Below are 23,510 nucleotides of genomic sequence, written 5' to 3' on the forward strand. Positions count from 1 at the left end.
GGAGCGAACGTTTATTCAATCTGTTATCGGAGGTAATTATGAGTGATGAAGGAATTTTTTTAGAAGTGGAAGAAGACGAAGAAGGTGAAGAAATCACTCTAAAAAAGATTTTAATTTCTCTTTTTCTTTTTGTTTTGGGGCTACTAGTTGAGCATGTTGCCTTTATAAAGGGGATGCTCACTGCTACGCCAATTTTGACTTCTTTTGATTTGCACAAGGCGATTTATCTTGCTTTGTATTTTGTAGCTTTTATAATTTCTGGAAAGGAAGTCATAAAATCTGCCATAAAAAATATTTTTAAAGGCGAAATTTTTGATGAAAAGTTTTTGATGGCTCTGGCGTCGATTGGTGCAATTTTTATCGGGCAACTTGGCGAAGCGGTTGGAATAATGCTTTTCTACAACATTGGAGAGTTTTTTCAAGATTATGCGGTGGATAAAAGTCGCGATTCAATTTCTGCACTTTTGGATATAAGACCCGATAAAGCATTTGTTTTTAGAGCGGGAAAACTTGTTGAGGTAAGGGCGGAAGATGTAAAAGTTGGTGAAATAATCGAAGTAAAGCCCGGCGAAAGAGTCAGTTTGGATTGCGTAGTTGTGGAAGGTTCTTCATTTATGGATACATCTGCTTTGACAGGCGAGAGCGTTCCGAGAATGGCGGAAGCACAGTGTGAAGTTTTGGCAGGCTTTGTAAATCAGGAAGGCGTTGTAAGGCTAAAGGTTACAAAACCTTATTCGCAAAGTGCAATAAGCAGAATTTTGGAATTAACGCAAAAGGCGACAGAAGTAAAAGCCAAGAGCGAAAAATTCATTACTAAGTTTGCAAAAGTATACACACCAATCGTCTGCATTGGAGCAGTTTTTGTTGGGCTTATAATTCCGTTTGCACTAAAAATGATTTCTTCAGAATACTTTTTTGAAATTGGCTGGAATGGCTGGATATATCGCGCTTTGATGTTTTTGGTTGTGAGCTGCCCATGTGCGCTCGTAATTTCTGTGCCACTTTCATTTTTTTCTGCGATAGGCTGTGCAAGTGCAGGCGGAATTTTGGTAAAAGGAAGCACTTTTATCGAAGCACTTTCAAAAGCACGAACTGCGGTTTTTGATAAAACTGGAACTCTAACAAAGGGAACTTTCTGCGTTACAAAAATTTTTACTCAGGCAGGTGTTAGCGAAGATGAACTTCTCGCTCTGGCTGCACATTCAGAATATTTTTCTACGCATCCAATTTCTAAATCCCTAAAGAATTCTCACTTTTTGCGAAATTCCGCATTGGGTCTGGACAACTCTTGCTGCGAGAATTGCGTAAAAGAAGATCCTTTTGAAAAAAGCGGACAGGGAATAAAGATTAACCTCGACGGAAAGGCGGTTATGGTCGGAAACGAAAAATTATTTTTGAACGAAGGTGTAGAAATTCCTAAAGATGTAACAGAAAGGTTAAAGAACGAAATTCTTGGAACTATTGTACACATTGCCCAAGATAAAAAATATTTGGGAAGCATTGTAATAAGCGATGAAATAAAAGACGATTCAAAAGATGCAATTTTGGGTCTTAAAAAAATCGGCGTAAAAGAAATTGTCATGCTAACTGGAGATGGAGCTAAAGCGGCAAATGCGATTGCTTCAAATCTTGGAATAAAAAAAGTTTTTTCATCACTCTTGCCAGAAGACAAAGCACATATCGTAAAAGGTATCATCGACGAGGGTAAGGCAAAAAAATCTTTTGGAAGTGTAATCTTTGTTGGCGATGGAATAAATGACAGCCCTGTTCTTGCTACAGCAGATGTTGGCGTTGCAATGGGTGCTTTAGGAAGCGATGCTGCAATAGAAGCGGCCGACGTTGTAATAATGGACGACAAGCCAAGCCGGCTGCCTCTTGCCATAAAGTTGAGCAAAAAAGCGATGCTTATAGTAAAAGAAAATATTGTCTTTAGCCTTTTGATAAAGGGTTTGATAATGGGGCTTGGAGCATTTGGCATTACAAATCTTTGGTTTGCAGTGTTTGGCGATGTTGGAGTTTGCTTTCTTGCTATTTTAAATTCTCTTCGAATTCAAAATGCTGGTAGTCTTTTACGCCCTGCCAGTCGCCGCCCCAAACAAAACCATACTTTGTAAAAATTTTATAGGCTAAATCCTTGCGAGTAATTTTGTGAGGAAAATCTTTTGAACGGTCTGTGTATTCTTGAGCGGTTTTTGGCTCGACATTTACTCGACCGTTCAGTTTTTTTACGTATGGATTGTAAAGAGGATTTATATCGATAGCGAGCCCTTTGCCGTGTGAAGAAATTATTTTTGTAAAAGATATAAACCTAAAGTTAAAGCAGGAACTATTGTTGTCCTGCATACTTTTTTCATCATCTGCGCCGTATTCGTCAATCAAGTGAACTTTTTCTATTTGATAGGAAGCAAGATACAGTTCCTTAAAAATGTTCAAAAGTTTATCTGCAATTTTTTTGTTGGCAACCAATTCTCCGCGTTGCGTTTCGCCACTAAAATTTTTGTGCAGAATGTGCACGTGCACCAATTCTTTGCGCGGTAGGGTACAATCTTTTTTGTAGGATTTTCCGAGCATTTTAAAAAACAGAGAATCGCTTATCTCACTCGTATAAAATTCTTTTTCGATATTCAATTCATCATCATTAATCTTTTCTAAATTTTGACAAAAGATTGGTTTAATAACTAAAAAACATGCGCACAATATCAATAATTTTTTCATTGCGTTATAATCATAACAGAATGCAAGAACTTGTTTTTAGAAAAAATGTTGAATTAAAAAAAGAGATGGAATTTTTATACAGAGGGCGGAAATTTCGTCTGGGCTATACGCTAGATGATTCTGGAAAAAATGCGATAAGCTTTGGCGAAGAAAATCTTCCTGTAAAACTTTTTTATTCTTATGGCGAACTCGTCAACAATGCAATGCTTGGAATTTCGCCACTTTCGTATTCGATAGAATCTTTGGAACTTTTAAATCCTTAAAAATTTTGCTTTGGCTTTGTGTGCTTGCAAAATCCTTATGTAAAAATTAAACTTAAAAAAAGATAATCATCAGGGATGAGGTTTATACCTGCCCGTTGTTTTTGAGAGGAAAAAATGGCTTCAATTCGTGAACGCTACGGAGAGTATTTTAAGCAGATGGCAACAATGTCGCATGCTGCTGCAAAAATTGATGCAACAAATGTTTATCAAAAAGCAAATCCACAGACAAAAAAAATAATGGATACCCTTATTTCAGAAAATATGGCAGAAGGGAGCCGTCTTGAAGGAATTGAAAATTACAAGCAATTTTTAGCTGCAATAAAGTCTGGCAAAAGCGGGCTCATACTAATGGAGCATTATGCAAATACAGATTTGCCTGGGCTTATTTGGCTTTTGGAAAATTCTGATGATGAAGATTGTCGCGAACTTGGCAAAAGAGTTGTTGCGATTGCCGGAATGAAGTTGAACGAAGCTGATCCAATGGTGCGCGCCTTTGCAGAAAGCTTTACTCGTGTTGTAATTTACCCGACACGCTCGTTGGATTCCGCTTCCGAAAAAGCAAAATCTAAGGAAGATATAGAAGCCGAAACAAAAAAAGCACGCGCTATAAATCTTGCGGCGATGCATGCAATGGATAAATGTAAGCGCAACGGCGAAGCGATTTTGGTTTTTCCGTCAGGAACTCGCTATAGACCAGGAAAACCAGAAACAAAGCGTGGCTTAAAAGAGATAGACAGTTATCTTAGAATGTTCGATGTTATGATTTTGGTTTCGATAAACGGAATGATTTTAAAATTTAATCCAGACAATATGAGCGACATGCTTGCAGATGAATGTGCTCCTGCGGTGTGCATATACAAAGCGAGTCCTGTTATTGAATGTAAGCCTTATCGAAAGGAATTTTTAGAAACTCTCCCTGCCGACTGCCCGGATCCAAAGCAGGCTATGATTGATCACGTTATGGAATATCTTGAAAAACAGCACAACGAAATAAAGGATTAAAAAAATGAAAATCCGCTCTTTTGTTATGAGCGGAAAAATTTCACATAAGTGATAAGAGGCGATGGACTTGCAAATATTTAGTCTGTCGCCTTTTTTACTAAATCACAAAATTCTTCAATTTCTTTCTGATACATTTCTATTCCCAAATTCCAAAAATCTGTTGTAGAAATATCAAAGCCTGCCAAAGCACACAGTGCTTCGCTTTTCATGCTTCCAGTATTGCTCAAAAGGTTTTTGTAAGTCTTGGCAAAAGATTCGCCCTCTTTTAAATATTTTTGATAGAGTCCTGCTGCAAAAAGTTGACCAAAAGCGTAAGGAAAATTATAAAAATCCAAATCGGTTGAATAATAATGGCTTTTTACAGCCCACATGTATTCGTGGCGTTCAGAATTTAAACCTTTGCCGTAGGATTTTTGTTGTGCATCTTTCATTAAAGTGCAAAAATCTTCTGCACTTAATTCGCCTTTTGTACGCTGTTCAAAAACGCTCTTTTCAAAATAAAATCTGCATAAAATATCCACCAAAACCTGTCCTGCATCCTGCAAGTCCATGTCTAAAAGTTGCAATTTTTCGATTTGGGAACATTCTTTTAGCATGCTCTGCTTTACGATTGTTTCTGCAAAGGTCGAAGCAGTTTCTGCGAGCGTCATTGGATAATTGAAGAAACTTGCTGGTTTTCCGCGAAGGCAATAAAAATGAAACGCATGCCCAATTTCATGAGCGAGAGTTATAACATCGCTAAATGCGCCAGTAAAGTTTGTCATTATTCTGCTTTGATGACCGAGTGCAAAATCTTCGTCGTATGCTCCGCCGACTTTACCCTGTCGAACTTCGGCATCTATCCAGTTTTCAGCAAAAACTCGCCGTGCAAAATTTCCCATTTCCTGACTAAAACTTTCGTAACGAGAAATGATATAAGTGCGAGCCTCTTTAAAAGTCCATGTTTTTGAAAGAGGAGATGCGTTTTTAGTTTCTTCCTCGCTGGTTGATTGATTTAGATTATTTTCTTGGATTTCTGCCGCATTGATTTTTTCATCTATTAATTGCGATTTGTTTGATTTATTTGCAGAAAAGTCTAGCGGTGCAAACAAGTCGTAAAATGCCAATCCCTTTGCGGTTTTGCCATTTGAATCTGTTGCAGTGCTTGCCGTGAGCGCATTCTTTTTTAGAAAAGTTGCCTTTGTCAAAAAATATTTGCGCCAAAGTGGCAGACTTTTTTCTATCGATTTTATAAGTGCGGTCAAAGTTTTTTTATCTAGCCGACTTGCAAAAAGGGAGCGATTGAGGGCTGTTTTCCATTTTCTTTTTGAATTTAAAGCTATTGTTTCGCCTTTTAAATTGTTTAAACAGGCAGCGAATGCGATTTTGTGTTGTTTTAAAAGCGCAAGTTCTTTTTCGTATGATGATTTTCTTAAAATCGGGTCTGATGAATAGGCATCGTTTCTTAAAGTGTTAAAAGTTTTGCCGCTTTCATCTTTTAAGTTTGAAATTAACTGTTCATGCAGGCGGTCCCAGGCATCTCCGCCAGTTCGCTGTAGTTTTGAGGCAAGTTCTTCTTCTTTTAAGGACATTCTGTGTTTTGTTTCTGCAATTTTTTCTTCCAGAATGAATTTGTGTTCTTTAAATTGAGGAAATCGCGTAAAAAAATCTTCCAACTTTTTTGAATTTTTTACGAGGCGAGATTTAAATTCAAAATCGATTTTTTTTAAACGCAAAGATAGTTCGTCAATAAAAGCGATGTTGTTTAAAAATGCGGTATTTGTAGTATCTACAGAATAAATTATGTAAGAATAAGCATGTAAAGTTTTTGCGAGAATCAAAACTTTTTCTTCTTGTTCAAGATAGCCTTTTAACCAGAAACTAAAGTTAAAACCGTGCGAGGTATGCAAAAGATTTTCTAAGCGTTCCATTCCAGTTGTGTAATCGTTGAGTGCTTGCTTGTATTCTGGGCTTTCGATTGAAGGAAAAATAGAATCGAGATTCCATCTTGGAGAATTCAGTTCATTCATAACAGTTTAATTTTAGCATAAAAAAACGGGTAAAAACAGGATTTTTGATATAGCGATTTACTAGTGAACATCCGTGTGTGTGCGACAACTATTGGAGTTTAATAAAAACGTCCGTGTTTTTATTAAACGGACAGTTTTTTGCAAAACTGTCGGCATTTTATTGTATGTAGCACCTCCGTGTGCGACAACGATTGGAAGGGTGAGCGCAAGCGAAAACAAAGGCACGGCTTTTTATTTTTTGCCGTGCGTTTGTTCGAAGCCGTAAGGCGTAGCCCTGCAAAGCGTGTTTTTGCGAAACGCAAGTGCAGCAAAAGTCGCCCAATTATCGAATCTAAAAATGAAAAATTTAGAGCCTATTAAAAACGAATTTTTTAATTTTAAATTCTGAAATTTTTTAGAAAAAAATTAGTCCTAAAATTCCGAGCGGAATCAAATATGCGGCAAACCATTCAAGCTTTCCGCGTTTTATCAATTTCATCAAAACAGAAAGCGAAAAATATCCAAAAACAAAGGCCGAAACAAATCCCGCTGCGACTGGCAATATACCAATCGAACTGCCTACTTGCCCTAAATCTTTTGCTTCTAAGACAAAGGCGCCTAAAATTGCCGGAATGCTCACGATAAATGAAAATTCGCCTGCGGTCGCCCTGTCTACTCCTGCAAATTGTGCGCCTGCAATCGTTGAACCAGAGCGGCTTATTCCTGGCAAAGTTCCGATTCCCTGCATTAGACCTATAAAAAGCGATTGCGGAATTGAAATTCCATTTTTTGAGATTTCGTTTGATGAAGATTTTTTCTGTTTTATTCCGCTAAAAATTAAAAGCAATGCGGTTATTAAGAATCCTATGCAGGAATAAGAAATTGGCATATCTGGAATCAATTTGCTTGTAAAAATGCCGATTATTCCTGTTACAAAAGTTGTGCATATTATCGCTACGATTGATTTTCTGCCTAAATAATCTGAGCCGGAAAGCAGGTCGGTTCCGTCGGTTATGCGATTTTCATTCCTTTTTAAAATCCAGCGGAACAGGCACACAAAAAGTTTTGCAATTTTTACTCTAAAATAGAGAATAACTGCGAGCAAAGTTGCAAGGTGAAGGATTATATCGTACAAAAGCGGAACATCCTGCAAATTAAAAAGCGTTTGTGCAAGTTTTAAATGTCCGCTTGAACTTATTGGAAGAAATTCCGCTATTCCTTGAAGAATTCCTAAAAAAATTGACTGTAAAATTGACATTTATTTCTCCTAGTTTGCGTTATTTGAATTTTGTTTTTCTATTGATTGAATCCAGTTGACGAACATTTGACTCCAACATTCTGCTGGTGTTCCTTGTGCAAGCGAAAGTCCGTGTTCACCTTGCGTAAAAAGATGATATTCAAAAGTGATTTTTGCTTTTGCAAGTGCATTTGCAAAACGCAGCGTATTTTCCGCAGGAACAGATTTGTCCTGAAGTGTGTGCCACATAAAAGTTTTTGGAAAATTTGAATTTACATTTTTTTCTAACGAGAATGCTGATTTTATCCTTTTTAAATAAGGCTCGTCGTTGATTTTCTGCTTTTGCGATTTTGTTTTTTCTATGAGATTCAGGATTTTTTCTGCTTCAGCTTCGCTAAGATTTTCTGTAAGTTTAAGAACAGAACCCTTGTGGCAAATTCGAGAATTTGTGGAAATAACTGGATAGCAAAGGCAGAGCGCATTTGGATAAATATCGTTTTGTTCAATTGTCTCGCCGTTTAAAAAGAGGTTTTTAAAAAGTGGAGTTTTCCAATATGCACCAAGCGAGGCACAAAGATGACCTCCGGCGCTAAAACCGCACAAAAATATTTTATCGTCTGCAATGTTCCATTTTTGAGCATTCTTCCGTATAAAAGCGACCGCCAATGCCAGATCCGTTAACGCTTTTATAAATGAAAAATCTTCCAAAGTATAATGCAAAACCGCAGATGAAAAACCCAAACTATTCCAGTGCTCTGCAATTATGTCCTGCTCTTTTTTCCCGTAATGATTATAGCCACCGCCGGGAACTACCAATATGAATGGATTTTTTTCTGTTGATTTTTTTTCAAGTATGAATGGAACTAAATCTGCCTTTGAAAGCGACGAGAATTCTATTTTTTCATGCAACATATTAAGATTATACAGATTGTTTAAAAAAGAAAAAGGATCACTTGAAGGAGGAGAAAAAGTGACCCTTTTGTAAAACTTTATTACTTTGTTTAACTTGGCAATAAGATATACTATTGCAGTTTTTTTATCAATAAAAATTGTGCGAAAAATTGCGAAAATATTTGCGATAACATATTTTTTTATGAAAACGATTGAATATTCTGCGGTTATTTGCATAAAATTTGTTATTGTATAGATGTGAGGTTTGATATGAAAAAAATTGGAATAATCGGGGCAATGCAGATAGAAATAAATCATTTAAAAGATTTGATGCTTTCTGGTGGCGAGGCAAAAAAAACAGTTGAAGGCGGACTCGAGTTTTATTCTGGGCATATAGGAAAAAATGAATGCGTCGTAGTTAGATGTGGAGTTGGAAAAGTAAATGCAGCTTTGTGCGCACAAAGATTGATTTTGGGATTTGGTTGTACTCACATAATAAATACAGGAATTGCTGGTGCAATAAAAAGTGGGCTTGGAATTTTGGATTTTGTAGTTTCAAGCGATGCAGTTTATCACGATATGGACGCAACTGGTTTTGGATACAAAATTGGTCAAATTCCGCAGATGGATGTTTATTCATTTTTGGCAGATGAAAAAATGATTCAAACTGTAAAAAAATCCTTTGATGGAATGGACGAATTTGCTAATCATCATCTTATAGAAGGTCGTATTGCAACAGGCGATCAATTTATATCAGATAAGCAGAAAAAAGAAAAAATTGTGCGTGATGTTGAACCTGCTTGCGTTGAAATGGAAGGCTGTGCTATAGCGCATGCTTGTTTTTTGAATAAAATTCCGTTTGTCATAATACGCTGCATGAGCGATATGGCAGATGATTTGAGTTCAAATGGTTACGAATTTAACGAGAGCATTGCCGCAGACTTGAGTTCGCGTCTTGTTGAAAAAGTTATCAAAGAAATATAAAATCTCTTAAATCTTTGGAGAAATTTATCTTGCCGGAACTAAAAAAATACAATGTAGACAGTTTTAATCTTGACCACAGGCTTGTAAAAGCACCTTATATTCGCATTGCTGCAAAAAAGCAGGGTGCAAAAGGCGATTGGGTTACGAAATTTGATGTTAGAGTATGCCAGCCAAACAAAGAATTTATGGGGACTGGTGCAATTCATGCCATGGAGCACATAATTGCAGAATATCTGAGAGATGAAATTGAAACTGTTATAGATTTTAGCCCGATGGGTTGCAGAACAGGATTTTATCTTACAGTTTGGGGCGATGTAAAAGAAGAAGATATTGTTGCTCCTTTGTTAAAAGTTTTTGAAAAAGTTGCCAACTGGCAGTCAGAAATTCCTGCTGCAAACGAAATCCAATGTGGAAACTATCGCGACATGGATTTGGATGGTGCAAGAAAATTTGCTCGACAGTGGATTGAAGGAATTTCAAAAAAAGGCTGGAAACCTTTTTGATAGAATTTATATATTTTAATACAAATAACAATCGATGAATTTTTACTTAAAACTAAAAGAAACAATTTCTTCCGTTGCCCCAATAATGATTTTGGTATTTTTGTTGGGCTTTACGATTGCTCCGCTTGGAAAGAATCTTTTAATTCAATTTTTCTTTAGCGGATGTCTTGTCATAATTGGTCTTACAATTTTTTTGATTGGGGTTGATATTGGTATATTGCCAATTGGAGAGCGGAGCGGTGCTGCGCTCACTTCGAAAAAAAATCTTTCCCTTTTGATTTTTACTGCATTTTTTATTGGTTTTATAGTTACATTTGCAGAACCAGATGTTCAGGTTTTGGCAGACCAGGTTAGAGGCATTGATTCTAGTGTTTCAAAATGGGGACTCATAATTGCGATTGCAGTTGGTGTTGGTCTTTTTGTCGCAATCGGAATTTTCCGCACGATACTTTCTATACCTCTTCGCCTTATTTTGATAATTTCTTATGTTTTGGTGTTTTTGTTTGCTTTTTTTGCGCCAGAAGAATTCCAGGGCGTTGCCTTTGATTCTGGAGGAGCGACAACTGGACCTATGACGGTTCCGTTTATAATGGCGTTAGGCGTTGGTGTTGCTGCTGTTCGTGCAAAAACTTCAGAAAAAGCGAAACTTTCTTCATCGAACGACGATAGTTTTGGTCTTACAGGAATCGCTTCGATTGGTCCAATTCTTGCGGTTGTTGTGTACGCGATAATCTCTGCAAAATTGAATGGAGCTTCATCTTCGAATTTGGATTCTACAGTTGCGGCGAGCGGTGCAGAACAGGCTTTGGTTGAAATTCCTACCTTGTTTCAAAAAGTTCCAGAAGTTACAAAAGAGGTTTTGCTCGCTTTGCTTCCTCTTGTTGCTATGGCGATAATTTTTCAAATCACTCTTTTAAAAATGCCTCCTATGCAAGTAATCAGAATGATTCGGGGTTTTCTCTTGAGTTTTGTAGGGCTGGTTATTTTTTTGAGCGGAGCGCATGGCGGATTTATGCCAGTTGGGCAAAAATTAGGCGAATCGCTGGGAGCCCTTGCGATTTCTGGCGACAAACAACTCGTTTTGTATGACGCTTTAGGCACTGTCGAAAAAATTATGCGCATTCCAGGCTTAACAGAAGTCATAATCCTTATCCTTGTAGGTTGCGTTTTTGGAGCAGTTGTTGTTTGTGCAGAACCTGCTGTATGGGTTTTAACAGATCAGGTTGAAGAAGTTTCTGGTGGAGCGATAAGCCGCCATGTAATGCTTGTTGCCCTGAGTAGTGGTGTTGCAATTTCTATAGGACTTTCTATGGCTAGAGTTTTATTCGGCTTTAGTTTGTGGGCAATATTGATTCCCGGCTATGCGGTTTCGCTTTTGCTTACGTTTTTTTGCCCACCGCTTTTTACAGGAATTGCTTTTGACTCTGGTGGCGTTGCAAGTGGACCTATGACAAGCACTTTTATCCTTTCGTTTACATTGGGAGCAAGTAAAGCCTGTGGCGGAAATCCTGCTGTAGATGCTTTTGGAGTTATAGCCTTGGTTGCAATGACGCCATTGATTGCGATTCAAATTTTGGGAATAGTCTTTAAGATAAAGACAGAAAAATCGGCATCAAAAAATAAAACTGAAAATTTAATTGAGGAGGCAGTGCGATGAGTCCGTACAAACTTTTTTTTAGCGTAGTGCCTCATGGAAAAGGCGAAAAATTGACCAGAGCGGCTGTGGAAAGCGGTTGTGGTGGCGGAACTGTTGTTTTTGGTCGCTCTCTTGCAAAATCAAATTTTCAGGCAATCTTAGGACTTGGTGAAACATCTGTAGATTTAATCCTAATGCTTGTTGAAAGTGATGTTGCAAACCCTGTAAGGGATGCGATAATAAATTCTTGTCTTCATGAAAAAAAGAATTTTGGGATTTTTTTTGCGACAGATGTGAATTTTCTTTTAAAAGCCGGAAACGCAACCTCTTTTGAAGATAAAGTTTTTTTGGAGGAAAAGACAATGCATTCAGAAAATGAATTGATAACTGTTATAGTCAATAAAGGTTATGCAGAAGACATAATGGTTGCTGCAAGAAGAGCTGGTGCTGGCGGCGGAACTGTTGTAAATGCTCACGGAACTGCAAGAGAAAACGATGAAAGATTTTTTGGTATGCATATAGTTCCAGAAAAAGAAATGCTTTTGATGATTGTACCTTCAGAAAAAAAAGATGCAGTTATGCAGGCAATAAAAGAAGTAAATTGTCTTAAGAACCCGGGGATGGGAATCGCATACTCTGCAACGGTAGAGGATTTTTCTCTTCTTGGAAAAAATTAAAAAACTGCGAGACTTTTTAATAATTAAACGCTTTTATTTTTATGGAAGAATGAGTTTTGAAAAAATTATTCTGTTGCTGTTTAAACAAATTGTAAAAATTTATAAAAACGCCATATAAAAATAGGAAAATCATGCCTGTTCATATTCATAAAGATTTATCAAATAAAGAAAAAATACTCTTAATTTTAAAAGACTTTGCATTGGAAGAAAAAAACGAAGGTTTTATTTCTGGCGAAGAACTGGCATTAAATTTAAGCATAAGCAGAGCAGCGGTTAATAAAGCGATAAAATCTCTTAGAAGAGACGGTTTTTTAATTGAGGCACAAACTCGTAAAGGCTATAAATTTAAAGATGAACCCGATGAAATCGACGGCAAAAAAATTGAATCTCTTATAGAAGAATACGGAATTAATTGTGCTGTGCAATCATTTAAAACCGTGGACTCCACAAATTTTGAAGCAAAGCGGCAGACTTTAGACAAAGTTTTGAATAGAGTTGCCTTTGTGTCTGGAAAGCAAACTGCGGGGCATGGCAGGCTCGGCAGAGTTTTTTATTCTCCAGCGGATTCTGGATTGTATTTTTCTTTGGTCTACAGACCTTTAGGCGGAGTTAAAAATCCAGCATTGTTGACGGCAGGAGCTGCGGTTTCGGTTTGTAGGGCAGTCAAAGAGCTTTATGGCGAAGAATGCAAAATAAAATGGGTCAACGATGTTTTTCTGAATGGTAAAAAAATCTGTGGCATTTTAACCGAAGGAATCGCAAATTTTGAAACAGCAACTATAGATTTTGCGATAGTAGGAATCGGCATAAATGTTCGCAATTCAAATTTTACAGGAGAACTTTCAAAGATTGCCGGCAGCATAGAAGATATTATGCAAAGCGAAGGGAAAAAAATCCCAAAAGTTCCGCGAAATCTGCTCTGTGCAAAAATCATTTTTAATCTCTTAAAGATTTACGATTCTTATTACAATGGCGAAAAAATCTTTTTTAAAAATGTAATCGATGAATATCGCTCTCGTTCGCTTTTAAAAGGGCTAACCGTTACGGTAAATCCGATTGCAGGTGGGCAAGCAGAAAGTTATGTTGCAAAAGTTCTGGATATAAGCGAAGAAGCAGAATTGATAGTCGAATGCGAAGATAAAAGCATAAAAAAACTTTTTTCTGGAGAAGTATCGTTAAAAAGCTCTTCATTTGCAAAATAATAAAAATAGAATTTTAATTTGCTGCTTATTACTAAAATCGCTTTTCCTGTGTTATAATCGGACACAGATTTTTAGATACGGAGCATGATTATAGATGAGTGATCAGGATTTAGACCCTACAATCGCAGCGTTACTCGCAGAAACTGCTAACAATGCATCTGAAGATAATGAAAATTCCACAGATTTTTTTGGCGATGTTCCTGTAACGGATTTTACAGATTCCAGTTTTCGAAAAAAAGAAGAAGATACTGAGGACGAGCCTGAACCAAATAAAGTCGATTTAAGCGTTACGAAATTCAAACCGATTACAAAATTTTTTGAAGATGAAGGACATAAATATTTTGACGATGCCTCGTATTATAAATCCTGCCTCACAGGCGAAGCCGCTCCGGCACAGCGAGTTCATCAAGTTCTTTCAAAATATTTAACTTGTACCGATCCAAAGGACCGCACTGTTTACCGTCAGCAACTGGTAATGGCTTACTGGGAATTAGTGCATACGATGGCTCCAAAAATGGCAGATTTTTCCATTCCAAAATCAAAACGGATGATGATGCGCTACGGCGTTCTGTTGCCATCGCTTTTTACGCCAGAGCAAAAGGAAACTTTTTCAAAGGCGATTTTGGAAAATAATACCGGTGAACCCGTTTATTACATGGACGAGTGGTTTAAAGAGATTGCAAGTGGCAGGCTTTCTCTTTCTGCAACCGATGAAGTTCGAGTAAAAAAATCTAATGCAGGCGGGGCAGCCGAGCAGCAACATTTGATGCAATTAAAGAGCAAAAATGATGGAAAGATTCAAAGTTCAGAAAGTTTTGTAAATGCAAAAGAAAGCGAACGACAGATGATGGAAACGGAATTGTTGAATCGAGTTCAGGCACTCTGCGAACATCCAGCGATGATTGGTATGGCGCCACATCGAATGCCATATTCAGAAATGCAAAAAAAACTTTTCGTGGAAATTCAGGAGCGATTGCGTTCACTTCAAAAAAACGATAAAGAACTTTCGTCTTATTTAAAAGAATTGGAAGAAGCAAAATCGATAAGCGAATCTTTGCAAGCAAAAATGCAATCTTCGCCAGAAGCGGTGGAAGTAAGCAAAGGCGATATAGACACAGAATATAACACAGTTCGCCAGATGGCAAAAATGACGATTGGACGACAGGGAAATCAATTTCCTGTTTTTACGAGGGAATTTTATCACTGTATTCCAAAAGGAACCGGATTTAGGGAAAACGTAATCAGCATAATGTCTTGGATAGAAGAGATGGATCCTGGAGCATTTTGCCGAATTCACAAAAATACGCCTCATCGCATTGTTCCGTATGTTCTTTTAGTTCCAACTTATGGCGATTTTGGTTTTTGCTGGGAACCTTTTGATCGCTACAACAGAATCACAAGCCGGGGACGAATCGTTGTTCCAATGTATCCACGTGATTTAAAAATAAGCATTTTGATGGCAGTCGCAGATTTGCGCTGGCAGGTTGCAAAAGAAAAAGCCAGTTACTATTGGATGGAAGAAGGTCTAACAGGTCAGTACTACCAGTGGATTGAAAGTCAAAAATTAAAAGGCGATTTAAAATCATACTTTATAAGCGATTACGTTCTTTGGATGACAAAAGAAGTTGAAGGCGTGCAGCGAATGGAAAAAGATTTGCGTGCAATTTTCTGGCGATTTATACCGTTTAGCCAGGAACGCAAAGATGAATTAAAGAAACGCTCGCTTGTTTATCAGGAATTGTATCAGCGCGATATAAACCGCAGCATGAGCGACGGTTATTGATTTTTTATAAATAGATTTTTTTCTCTTCAGACGAGGAAAAGACAAGTGCGCCCCTTTGCTTTAAACTCTTGGGTTTGCAATTTTTTTACAAAGTGGTAAAGTTAATTGATTCATTTTTTTGAACCAATTTAAATCAATATTTAAAACGAGGAAATCTATGGACTTTGTAAAATCTTTGCGTGAAAAAGCCAAAAAAGCAGGTAAAACAATTGTTCTTTGCGAAGGCGAAGACAAGAGAGTTGTTGAAGCGGCTAGCGTTGCGGTAAAAGAAGGAATCGCAAAAATCATCCTTCTTGGAAATAAAGACGAAATTTTAAAATTTGGATTTGATATGTCTGGTGTACAGATTGTTGATCCTACAACAGATTCAAATGCAGACAAATACGCAGAAATTCTTTACAAAGCACGAGAAGGAAAAATCAATAAAAAAACAGGCGAACCAGAATATGCAGACATTCCTGCTGCAAAAAAAGCAGCGCTCAAAGATTACACAATGTACGGTGCGCTTATTTTAAAAGCGGGCGATGCAGACGGCTTCGTTTCTGGTGCTTGCCACTCAACAGCAAATACACTTCGTCCAGGACTTCAAGTTATAAAAACTTCTGCTGGAGTAAAAACTGTTTCTTCTTGCTTTATAATGGTAGCTCCAGAAGGCTCAAACAAATATATCCCAGACGGAATCTGTGTTTTTGGAGACTGTGCAATCAACATAGACCCAAGTGCAGAAGAACTTTCTGATATAGCGATTGCAACTGCAGAAACAGCAAAAAAAATTGCAGGTATCAATCCAAAAATTGCAATGCTTTCATTTTCAACAAAAGGCTCTGGAAACGACTCAAAAGGACTCAACACTGTTGGCAAAGTTGTGGAAGCGACAAATCTTGCAAAATCAAAAGCTCCAGAACTCGCTTTGGACGGCGAATTCCAATTTGATGCTGCAATCGCTCCAGAAGTTGGCGAATTAAAAGCCCCTGGTTCTCAAGTTGCAGGACACGCAAATACTTTTATCTTCCCAAATATAAATGCAGGAAACATCGGCTACAAAATTGCCGCTCGCATGGGTGGCTGGAAGGCAATCGGACCTGTTTGTCAGGGCTTTGCAAAACCTCTTAACGATTTAAGCCGTGGCTGCAATGTTGAAGAGATTGTCGACACAGTTGCAGTAACCGCTTTGCAGGCATAAGCAAAAAATTTAAAAAATCAAAAAAAATGAGGCACGAAAAGTATCGTGCCTTTTTCTTTTATGGAGCGCATCACTTGTCAAACCGTCCTTTCAGGGTTGCTCTTCGCTCCATCCGTGGCAAGCCACGGACGGCTTTGCCGCCCTTACACGACGGGCTAAGTTTTTTTGTAAAAATACTAAATCTCGTCTTTTAAATATCTTTTTATCGCTTTGTAATCAACTTTATCTTTTAGGTTAAATTTTTTTATTGCCCAGGTTATCGTCTTCATGCTAAGAATCATCGCAATTATTATGCCTGCAAAAAGTATAAAAGGCAGAGCAACATTAACCGGAATACTGTTCGCCATCGCAGGAAAACTGGAAAGCAGCAAAAAAGAAGTTCCCACGAGCAAAAATTCAATCAAAAGCCCAAGAATTATGTTGTAAAGTCCAACTGCAATGTTAAAAATCGTAGTTCGTTCGCTACAAGTCATTTTATACCTTTTTTTTGACTGGAATTTTTTACTGTAAAAAGGAACGAAATCACTAAAATTATTCCACAAACAACAACCGTCGCATCTGCAACATTGAATGTTGGCCATCGTTCCATTCCCAATATGTTGTAAAACTTCACATCTATAAAATCGACAACGCCTTCTTTTCTAAAAAAGCGGTCAATCAGGTTTCCGGTTCCGCCCCCAGCGATTCCCATTATTGCCCAGCGTTGTAATTGGTTAAAATCTTCATTTCTAAAGTAAACGATTAAAACCATTATGATTACAAAAATAGGAACAAATCGAAAAAGAATTGCTCTTGCAACTAATGACCAGCTTTCGCCAATGCTAAACGCAATTCCAGGGTTACAAACATGGATTATCCTTAAAAAATCACCAAAAAATTGTGCGCCAATCGTAACTGGATACGTTAAAGGAATATTTTTTACAACTAATTGCTTTGTAACTTGATCTAAAATTATAACAACAGCCATTAAAATTAAAGGCAGTAATTTTTTTGAGGCAGTAGGTTTGCTTTTAAATTCAACCGTGATATTTTCTGTGTCCATAGAAAAAAAATTATAGATTATTAAAAAATTATAGTCTAGTAATACGAAACTTATAAAAAGATTGTAAATTTTCCGAAAATTTATTCAATTTTTGGGTATTCAAGAAAATTAAAGTCCTTTATTTTTGCAACAGTTTTGCCTGCAACATAACGAGGAATAAAAAGCGTCTTGTCGCGTTCTAATTTCAATCTTTTTGCGATAAAAATATCGGTCTGTTCAACAAAACCGAGCATTTTTGAACGGTATTCTGCAATTTCTGCAATGTCGTAAAATTCAAAAGCCCCTGTGTTTACTGTTTGTGTCAATTTTATTGCAGTTTGATAATCTAAGGAATCGCTTACAAAAAAAATCTTTTTTTCACCATATTTTTGTTTCGCGATTTTTATCAAAGCCAAATACGAAAGTTCCTGGTTAAAATTGCTTTTTTTAGAATCAATTTTTTTATCATTTAAGAATAAATATCTTGAATAAAATTTTCTAAAAAAACGAGTGTTAAAAATTCCGTCAAAATAAGTCAAATCATCAGCAAAAAAATCTGCTGCAAAAACTGTAAATCCTTTTTTAGAAAGAAAAAGCAGGTAAGGCTCATAATCGCTTACAGAGCTCAAATTTCCTGTGCAGAATATTATGAGTGGAAGTTCGCTTTCGCTTTTTTGTAAAGGCTCGTAAGTATACAGAAAACTGTTCGAAATTCTAAAAATCTCGGACTTTTTTGCAGGATAAAATCCTCTGGAAAAATTGCCAGACATAATTTGAACATTTTTTGAAGATTCAAAATCCTTTGCGTCGATTTTTATAGGTCGAAAATTTATCAAAAAAAATGCGCACAGCACTATCGCAAAAAGTTCGATAATGCAGACTATCACAAAAGGATTTGAATATCTGTCTATATAAAGAGCCGAACAGAATCTTAAAAGTGAGCGAATATTTGTAAAAAAAACGAAAAAAGCCAAGAGCGTCGGGAAAAAAGTTAAAGGCGAAAGATTCCAGAGAAAGATATTTATGATTGAAAGAAGCAGTGCTATTGGTGAAAAAATCACGAAAGAATCAATCTTTGATTTTTTCATAAAAAAAATTCTTGCACAGCAAATAAAAAGCAAAGCCATTACGAGCAGTTCTGCAACAAAACAGTCAAACATATCTGTATAATAGCGGAATATTGTGTTACAATCCATACTAGTATGGCGGCACAAACTAAAGTTAAACTTGATTTGTCAAAAGTAAAAATGGCTATCCGTGCAGGAATCCCTCTGTCAATTACTACTTATACGCTTCCTCACGAAATGGAAGTGTACATGGGTTCTGTTTTAAAAGCTTTTTTGGACGAATTAAATCAAAATCAAATGGTTGAATATTTGACTTATTGCCTTAATGAATTGGTTACAAATAGCAAAAAGGCTAATACAAAACGCATATATTTTAAAGAAAAGCATTTAGATATTTCTAATCCAGTTGAATACGAAGAAGGAATGAAAAGTTTTAAAGCAGAAACCTTAAACAATATAAAATACTATTTAAAACTTCAAAAAACTGCTGGACTTTATGTAAAGTTAATTCTTCAAACCCGCAATAATAAAATAAAAATCGAAGTCAGAAATAATTCAGAACTTACAGTAGAAGAATATAAACGAATGCATGATAAATTAAGTCGTGCACAGCAGTATACTTCTGTAGACCAGGTGCTTGCTCAAATTCTTGATGAAACAGAAGGTGCAGGTCTTGGTCTTATAATAATGATTTTGATGCTCGAAAAAATTGGGCTTACAGAAGAAAATTTCCAAATCCTTTGCGAAAATGGAGAAACTATAACTAGGATAATTCTTCCTTTAAATGAAAAAACTCAAAAAGATTTGAGCGTTGTAAGTCAGGAATTTGTAAAAATAATCGACGAACTCCCTCAATTCCCAGATACAATCGTAAGGGTAAATGCGCTTTTAAATGATCCGGATTCAAAGATGAGCGAAATCGCCATGCTTATTTCCAGCGATGTTTCTTTGACTACGGATTTGCTAAAACTCGTAAACTCGGCAACCTTCGCTTTGGCGTCTCCATGCAGGAGCATTGCGGATGCTGTAAAGCTTGTTGGGCTTCGTGGAATAAAAAATATGCTCATTTCTGTTGGTTCTCTCAACAGTTTAAAAGAATTGAGCGGCGAAAAAAAAGAATTGTGGACTCACTCATACAAAGTTGCGTTCTACGCTTACAACCTTGCACGAAATTTTTGTTCTTCAGAGCGGAATGTTGTAGAAGATTCCTATGTATGCGGTTTGCTGCACGATATGGGAAAACTCGTTTTTGAAAATGCGCATCCAGATTTTATAGATAAAATTAAAGGAATTTGTGCAAAAAAAGGAATTCCTGCAGATATATTTGAAAAATTGCTTGCAGGCGTAAACCACGGCGAAGTTGGCGCTTTGATTGCAGAAAAATGGAATTTCCCAGAGGTGATAGTTTCTGTAATAAGGTATCATCATTCTCCAGATCTTGCTCCAGAGAATACAAAAAAGCTTACAAGTTTGGTATACCTTTCTGATATGCTCGTTCATTATCACTCAAAAGAAGTTGACTACTATCAATTTGAACCAGAAGTTTTAGCGATGTTCAACATAACAAGCGAACAGCAATTACAGAAAATCCTTGACCGTTTAGAAAAAGCGTTTGTTACAGAAAGCATATAATCTTTTATATAAAATAAAAAAAGACTGATTCCATTATGATTTTGGAATCAATCTTTTATCAGCCGTGAAACTTTTTATAAAATAAAGTTGGCTTAACTTGTAAAAAAAATCTAGTATACCCAAAATTTTTAATCTGATTTTGGGCGCGCCTTTTTAGGCAACTCTCCTTATAAAATATTTTGAACGTTTCTCCGTTTTTGTTTTAATCTTTAAAAAGTTTTTTTATTTCGGAAGCGTAAATATCGTTTATCTTGTAGCGGCTTATTTCTTGCTTTGCAGAAAGCTCCGCTCCTACTTCAAATTCTTTTGGAAGAACTGCAATCTTATTTATGCGTTCAAACATCTTAAATCCGTTTTTTGAGTTTATTCTGTGTGCAATTTCTCCTTCCAAGAGTCTTTTTATTTCTGGACTGCGTGCAAGGTCTTCGTATTTTTTGTATGAAAGTTTTGCATCTTGAGCAAACTGTTCTATTTCGGATTTTTCTGGAACTACGAGAGCGGCCAAGTATCTTTGGTCTTGTCCTACAACTACGGCGGTTTTTATATAACGCGATTCTTGAATTTTCATTTCGATAGGTGCAGGTTCAACGTTTTCGCCGCCAAGCTGAACAATAGTATCTTTTATGCGGCCACACAGCACAATCTCGCCGTTTGCAGTAAGCCGTGCAAGGTCTCCTGTGTTGAACCAGCCGTTTTCATCGATAACTTTTTCTGTAAGTTCTGGCCTTTTGTAATAACCTTGCATTACTGTAGGACCTTTTATAAGAAGAGCGCCTTTTTTTCCGCGTTTAACTTCTTTGCCTGTAACAGGGTCTACAACTTTTGCTGCAAGTTCGCGTATCGGTTTTCCAACATTGCCCAAAACTGGTCGGTTAAAAGGTCTTACAGAAATTATTGGTGCGGTTTCTGTGAGTCCGTAACCTTCTACAAGATTTACGCCGATTGCCCAAAAGAATTTGTCGATTGCAGGAGGAAGAGCTCCACCGCCAGCAACAGCTCCTCTAAAGTTATTTCCAAGCATTGCACGAATTTTTCTAAAAATCATCGCTCCGCCCAAAAGTTTTATAGGGTAGCAAACGAGCCAAGGAATAACAAAGGCTGGCCATTGCAACCATCTTTTGTCCATTCCGTAACGAGTTGTCTTATCAAAAAGAACTCTATCCAATTTTGAATGGAACAAAGCGATTGCAAGGAAAAAGTTGAATAGTTTTAAAACCGCACCACCAGTTTTTCGCATTTTTTTGTTTATGCCTTCATAAACGGCTTCAAAAACTCTAGGAACTGCAGGCAAAACTTGTGGATTAAGATATTTTAAATCTGCCAAAAGAACTGAACCTAGCGGTTTAGAATAGCAAAGCGTTGCTCCCTGCGAGAAAACAACATATTCAACAGAGCGCTCAAAAGCGTGCCATACTGGCAAAACCAAAAGTCCTCGGTCGCCAGGATTTAACCAAATCCTTTCATCGATGTCTTCAAGTTGAGCAAGAAAATTTCCATGAGTGAGCATTACACCTTTTGGCTGGCCAGTTGTCCCAGAGGTAAAGATTATAGATGCAAGTTCATCGCTCTTACCTTTTTCTATTTCTTCATCAACTTTATCTGGATTTTCTTTATTGAACTGTTCGCCCTTTTTTAAAAGCTGATTAAAGGTCAAAAGTGTTATATCAGATTTTTTGCAAAGTTCAAAAATCTTATCTTCCTGCTCTTCCAAAACGATAAAAGTTTTTACGAGCGGCAATTTTTCGCGAATTCCAAGAAGTTTTTCTATTTGTGCTTTATTTTCTGCAATAACAAACTGTGCTTCTGCAAACGAAAGTATGTATTCAAGGTCGCCGATTGTAGCATCGCAACCACGAGGTATATCGATTGCCCCCAAACTCAAAAGAGCAAGGTCAAGTTGTAGCCATTCTTTTCTGTTATCAGAAATAAGACCAATATGCTCTCCCCGTTTTACACCTATCGAAAGCAAGCCCCCTGCAAGAGTTTTTGTTATTTCAAGCGCTTCTTTGTAGGATACGCTTTCCCAAACGTCTTCTGCGATTTTTGACATTTGGAATGCTACTTCAGGATAGGTTTTTGCTACCTCTATAAATATTTTAGGCAGTGTCTTTTTCATACAGAGCATGTCTCCTGTTTTTTACAAAATGACAAAATATGTTAAAATGTCGTTTACAAAGTTTACAACTTTGCACGCAAATATTCTACTCCCTTTTTAATTCGTTGACAAATAAGCTTACTCTCAATAAACTAACACTTGTTAGTTTTTCTTAAATCGGAGTTCTAAAAAATGCCTGCGGAAAAAATTACGAGAGAAAAAATAATCAATGCGGTTTTGGACTGTGCTTTTGTAAAGAGCGTCGGTGGAACTTCGCTTGCAGACATTGCAGGCAAACTCGGCATAAAAAAAGCGAGCCTTTACAATCATTATGACTCTCGGGAAGCGATGATTGAAGACACAATAAATTATTGCAATGAATATATAAAAAAAATTCCGCTAATTCCGCTAGAAATGGATTATACGGCACAAAAATACACAGCAGGCGAAGTTTTAAAGGGAATTGTTCATCGTTGGTTTAAGGTGAACGAAAAAGAACCGTTGATTCAAATTTATTCTTTTTTAGAAAGCGAAAAATATTTTTCATCGGTGGTTTTAAAAATTGCAGGCGATTCAAAACGAAAACTCGTGGAGCAGGCAAAAATCGCTTTAACGAGTCTTGCAAATGCAGACAAGATAAAATTTAAGGATGAAGAAAAAATTGCTTTGCATGCAGAACTTTTTGTTTCTATCCTTTACAGTATTTTAGACGAATACATCGTAGAAAAAAAAGATGATATAAGGTCAAACCCTCGTTCTGGGGAAGGAGAGTTATTTAATTCACTTCCTTTAGAGCCAGATTTAAAAAAGACGGATAATCTTATAGAAGAATTCTGTTGTCTTTTGTAGTGCTGTTGGGGAGCGTGTTAGTTTTTGTAATTGCTTTTTACTCTCATAAACATTATTATTAATGTGTGTCCACTCTTTATATAGTTGGTACGCCAATCGGTAATTTGGGCGACATCACGTTTCGAGCGGTAGAAATCTTAAAAACTGTCGATGTGATTGCTGCCGAAGATACTAGGCATACCTTGCACCTTTTGACGCATTTTGGAATTCGAAAACCTCTGATTTCTTGCCGCTCGCAGAATGAAGAATTTGCAAGTCAAAAGATAGTAAACTTGTTGGACGAAGGTCAGTCGGTTGCCTATGCAAGCGATGCAGGAACTCCGGGAATAAGCGATCCAGGGGCGATTCTTGCAGGCATTGCCAGAAAGGCAGGTCATACTGTAGTTCCTGTTCCAGGTCCTAGCGCATTTGCAACCCTTGTAAGCGTGGCTGGTGCTGGTGGAAAAACTCTTATATTTGAAGGCTTCCTTTCTCCTAAACCAGGGCGGAGGCATTCAAGACTTGTGGAATTGCTTTCTACTGGAGATGCTGTAGTTTTGTACGAATCTCCATTTAGAATTGTTAAACTTTTGACGGACATTGCCGATATAGATAGTGTTCGTCGTGTTGTTGTTGGCAGGGAACTGACCAAGTTACACGAAGAAATAATTGAAGGCACGGCAGCGGAAGTGAGAGATGAGTTTTCTTCAAGACAGAAAGTTCTTGGAGAATTCGCAGTTTTTATTTCTGGGAATAAAAATTCTCAACTTTCCCAAGAAAATGCCGATAATTAGACGGTAAGG

The 23,510-nt window shown here is 37.1% G+C and carries 21 protein-coding genes; 13 read left to right on the plus strand and 8 right to left on the minus strand.

What is annotated here, in order from left to right; translation table 11 throughout:
- The first annotated feature begins 38 nt into the window (after positions 1-38).
- A complete protein-coding gene (locus FXX65_RS04280; protein ID WP_147615240.1) occupies positions 39-2,114 on the plus strand; it encodes a heavy metal translocating P-type ATPase in 2,076 nt (691 codons plus the stop codon).
- Here the strand turns inward: FXX65_RS04280 and FXX65_RS04285 are convergent.
- Positions 2,029-2,715 (minus strand): M15 family metallopeptidase, encoded by a 687-nt coding sequence (locus tag FXX65_RS04285; RefSeq protein WP_147615241.1) that lies wholly within the window; start codon positions 2,713-2,715, stop codon positions 2,029-2,031. The two genes, FXX65_RS04280 and FXX65_RS04285, sit on opposite strands and share 86 nt — an antisense overlap.
- 20 nt (positions 2,716-2,735) lie before the next feature.
- Between FXX65_RS04285 and FXX65_RS04290 the strand changes: the two genes are divergently transcribed.
- Both FXX65_RS04290 and FXX65_RS04295 read left to right on the plus strand, forming a co-directional pair.
- On the plus strand, positions 2,736-2,978 hold the full coding sequence (locus FXX65_RS04290; protein ID WP_147615242.1) for a hypothetical protein: 243 nt from the start codon (positions 2,736-2,738) through the stop codon (positions 2,976-2,978).
- 114 nt (positions 2,979-3,092) lie between these two features.
- Positions 3,093-3,980 carry a 1-acyl-sn-glycerol-3-phosphate acyltransferase gene (locus FXX65_RS04295; RefSeq protein ID WP_147615243.1) on the plus strand — a complete coding sequence of 296 codons (888 nt, stop codon included), beginning with the start codon at positions 3,093-3,095 and terminating at the stop codon, positions 3,978-3,980.
- A 77-nt stretch (positions 3,981-4,057) separates the two neighbouring features.
- On the opposite strand, the gene FXX65_RS04300 is transcribed toward FXX65_RS04295, so the two are convergent.
- The 3 genes from FXX65_RS04300 to FXX65_RS04310 all read right to left on the minus strand — a co-directional run bounded on the left by FXX65_RS04300 (position 4,058) and on the right by FXX65_RS04310 (position 8,117).
- Complete coding sequence (locus FXX65_RS04300) at positions 4,058-5,989, minus strand: M3 family oligoendopeptidase (protein ID WP_147615244.1); 1,932 nt, start codon at positions 5,987-5,989, stop codon at positions 4,058-4,060.
- Positions 5,990-6,383: 394 nt separating this feature from the next.
- Entirely contained in the window at positions 6,384-7,226 is an 843-nt protein-coding gene (locus FXX65_RS04305) for an undecaprenyl-diphosphate phosphatase (RefSeq protein ID WP_147615245.1), read from the minus strand.
- 9 nt (positions 7,227-7,235) lie between these two features.
- Complete coding sequence (locus tag FXX65_RS04310) at positions 7,236-8,117, minus strand: alpha/beta hydrolase (RefSeq protein ID WP_187116214.1); 882 nt, start codon at positions 8,115-8,117, stop codon at positions 7,236-7,238.
- Between the two features lie 249 nt (positions 8,118-8,366).
- On the opposite strand from FXX65_RS04310, the gene FXX65_RS04315 reads away from it, so the two are divergent.
- The 7 genes from FXX65_RS04315 to pta all read left to right on the plus strand — a co-directional run bounded on the left by FXX65_RS04315 (position 8,367) and on the right by pta (position 16,064).
- Complete coding sequence (locus FXX65_RS04315) at positions 8,367-9,080, plus strand: 5'-methylthioadenosine/adenosylhomocysteine nucleosidase (RefSeq protein WP_147615247.1); 714 nt, start codon at positions 8,367-8,369, stop codon at positions 9,078-9,080.
- A 29-nt stretch (positions 9,081-9,109) separates the two neighbouring features.
- Positions 9,110-9,583: an S-ribosylhomocysteine lyase gene (locus tag FXX65_RS04320; protein ID WP_147615248.1), complete on the plus strand. Its 474-nt coding sequence runs from the start codon at positions 9,110-9,112 to the stop codon at positions 9,581-9,583.
- Positions 9,584-9,617: 34 nt separating this feature from the next.
- Positions 9,618-11,240: a DUF1538 domain-containing protein gene (locus FXX65_RS04325; protein ID WP_147615249.1), complete on the plus strand. Its 1,623-nt coding sequence runs from the start codon at positions 9,618-9,620 to the stop codon at positions 11,238-11,240.
- A complete protein-coding gene (locus FXX65_RS04330; protein ID WP_147613583.1) occupies positions 11,237-11,896 on the plus strand; it encodes a P-II family nitrogen regulator in 660 nt (219 codons plus the stop codon). Before FXX65_RS04325 ends, FXX65_RS04330 begins: the two co-directional genes overlap by 4 nt.
- A 131-nt stretch (positions 11,897-12,027) precedes the next feature.
- Positions 12,028-13,098, plus strand: a complete 1,071-nt coding sequence (locus tag FXX65_RS04335) for a biotin--[acetyl-CoA-carboxylase] ligase (RefSeq protein ID WP_147615250.1) — start codon at positions 12,028-12,030, stop codon at positions 13,096-13,098.
- 94 nt (positions 13,099-13,192) lie between these two features.
- Positions 13,193-14,881 carry a hypothetical protein gene (locus FXX65_RS04340; RefSeq protein WP_147615251.1) on the plus strand — a complete coding sequence of 563 codons (1,689 nt, stop codon included), beginning with the start codon at positions 13,193-13,195 and terminating at the stop codon, positions 14,879-14,881.
- Positions 14,882-15,038: 157 nt separating this feature from the next.
- Entirely contained in the window at positions 15,039-16,064 is a 1,026-nt protein-coding gene (gene pta, locus FXX65_RS04345) for a phosphate acetyltransferase (protein ID WP_147615252.1), read from the plus strand.
- Positions 16,065-16,240: 176 nt separating this feature from the next.
- Here pta and FXX65_RS04350 read toward each other — a convergent pair whose 3' ends face one another.
- From FXX65_RS04350 to FXX65_RS04360, 3 genes are all read right to left on the minus strand, one after another.
- Positions 16,241-16,537 carry a hypothetical protein gene (locus FXX65_RS04350; protein WP_147615253.1) on the minus strand — a complete coding sequence of 99 codons (297 nt, stop codon included), beginning with the start codon at positions 16,535-16,537 and terminating at the stop codon, positions 16,241-16,243.
- Positions 16,534-17,106, minus strand: coding sequence for a signal peptidase II (gene lspA, locus FXX65_RS04355; RefSeq protein ID WP_147615254.1), 573 nt, complete (start codon positions 17,104-17,106; stop codon positions 16,534-16,536). Before lspA ends, FXX65_RS04350 begins: the two co-directional genes overlap by 4 nt.
- An 80-nt stretch (positions 17,107-17,186) precedes the next feature.
- Entirely contained in the window at positions 17,187-18,245 is a 1,059-nt protein-coding gene (locus tag FXX65_RS04360; RefSeq protein ID WP_147615255.1) for a hypothetical protein, read from the minus strand.
- A gap of 42 nt (positions 18,246-18,287) precedes the next feature.
- Between FXX65_RS04360 and FXX65_RS04365 the strand changes: the two genes are divergently transcribed.
- On the plus strand, positions 18,288-19,784 hold the full coding sequence (locus FXX65_RS04365) for an HDOD domain-containing protein (protein WP_147613590.1): 1,497 nt from the start codon (positions 18,288-18,290) through the stop codon (positions 19,782-19,784).
- A 202-nt stretch (positions 19,785-19,986) separates the two neighbouring features.
- Here the strand turns inward: FXX65_RS04365 and FXX65_RS04370 are convergent, their stop codons facing one another.
- On the minus strand, positions 19,987-21,900 hold the full coding sequence (locus tag FXX65_RS04370; protein WP_147615256.1) for an AMP-dependent synthetase/ligase: 1,914 nt from the start codon (positions 21,898-21,900) through the stop codon (positions 19,987-19,989).
- 171 nt (positions 21,901-22,071) lie between these two features.
- Between FXX65_RS04370 and FXX65_RS04375 the strand changes: the two genes are divergently transcribed.
- A complete protein-coding gene (locus FXX65_RS04375; RefSeq protein ID WP_147615257.1) occupies positions 22,072-22,728 on the plus strand; it encodes a TetR/AcrR family transcriptional regulator in 657 nt (218 codons plus the stop codon).
- 65 nt (positions 22,729-22,793) lie between these two features.
- On the plus strand, positions 22,794-23,501 hold the full coding sequence (gene rsmI, locus FXX65_RS04380) for a 16S rRNA (cytidine(1402)-2'-O)-methyltransferase (RefSeq protein WP_147615258.1): 708 nt from the start codon (positions 22,794-22,796) through the stop codon (positions 23,499-23,501).
- The last annotated feature ends 9 nt before the right edge of the window (positions 23,502-23,510 follow it).

This window comes from Treponema pectinovorum, assembly GCF_900497595.1.
Lineage (GTDB): Bacteria > Spirochaetota > Spirochaetia > Treponematales > Treponemataceae > Treponema_D > Treponema_D pectinovorum.

Bases quoted from the DNA above. Each gene is read 5' to 3' on its own strand.
- FXX65_RS04290 (WP_147615242.1), top strand. From the start codon at position 2,736: ATGCAAGAACTTGTTTTTAGAAAAAATGTTGAATTAAAAAAAGAGATG.
- FXX65_RS04325 (WP_147615249.1), top strand. From the start codon at position 9,618: ATGAATTTTTACTTAAAACTAAAAGAAACAATTTCTTCCGTTGCCCCA.
- FXX65_RS04285 (WP_147615241.1), bottom strand. From the start codon at position 2,715: ATGAAAAAATTATTGATATTGTGCGCATGTTTTTTAGTTATTAAACCA.
- FXX65_RS04370 (WP_147615256.1), bottom strand. From the start codon at position 21,900: ATGAAAAAGACACTGCCTAAAATATTTATAGAGGTAGCAAAAACCTAT.
- FXX65_RS04295 (WP_147615243.1), top strand. From the start codon at position 3,093: ATGGCTTCAATTCGTGAACGCTACGGAGAGTATTTTAAGCAGATGGCA.
- FXX65_RS04350 (WP_147615253.1), bottom strand. From the start codon at position 16,537: ATGACTTGTAGCGAACGAACTACGATTTTTAACATTGCAGTTGGACTT.
- lspA (WP_147615254.1), bottom strand. From the start codon at position 17,106: ATGGACACAGAAAATATCACGGTTGAATTTAAAAGCAAACCTACTGCC.
- FXX65_RS04335 (WP_147615250.1), top strand. From the start codon at position 12,028: ATGCCTGTTCATATTCATAAAGATTTATCAAATAAAGAAAAAATACTC.
- FXX65_RS04360 (WP_147615255.1), bottom strand. From the start codon at position 18,245: ATGTTTGACTGTTTTGTTGCAGAACTGCTCGTAATGGCTTTGCTTTTT.
- FXX65_RS04280 (WP_147615240.1), top strand. From the start codon at position 39: ATGAGTGATGAAGGAATTTTTTTAGAAGTGGAAGAAGACGAAGAAGGT.
- FXX65_RS04365 (WP_147613590.1), top strand. From the start codon at position 18,288: ATGGCGGCACAAACTAAAGTTAAACTTGATTTGTCAAAAGTAAAAATG.
- FXX65_RS04330 (WP_147613583.1), top strand. From the start codon at position 11,237: ATGAGTCCGTACAAACTTTTTTTTAGCGTAGTGCCTCATGGAAAAGGC.
- FXX65_RS04375 (WP_147615257.1), top strand. From the start codon at position 22,072: ATGCCTGCGGAAAAAATTACGAGAGAAAAAATAATCAATGCGGTTTTG.
- FXX65_RS04310 (WP_187116214.1), bottom strand. From the start codon at position 8,117: ATGTTGCATGAAAAAATAGAATTCTCGTCGCTTTCAAAGGCAGATTTA.
- FXX65_RS04340 (WP_147615251.1), top strand. From the start codon at position 13,193: ATGAGTGATCAGGATTTAGACCCTACAATCGCAGCGTTACTCGCAGAA.
- FXX65_RS04305 (WP_147615245.1), bottom strand. From the start codon at position 7,226: ATGTCAATTTTACAGTCAATTTTTTTAGGAATTCTTCAAGGAATAGCG.
- pta (WP_147615252.1), top strand. From the start codon at position 15,039: ATGGACTTTGTAAAATCTTTGCGTGAAAAAGCCAAAAAAGCAGGTAAA.
- FXX65_RS04315 (WP_147615247.1), top strand. From the start codon at position 8,367: ATGAAAAAAATTGGAATAATCGGGGCAATGCAGATAGAAATAAATCAT.
- FXX65_RS04300 (WP_147615244.1), bottom strand. From the start codon at position 5,989: ATGAATGAACTGAATTCTCCAAGATGGAATCTCGATTCTATTTTTCCT.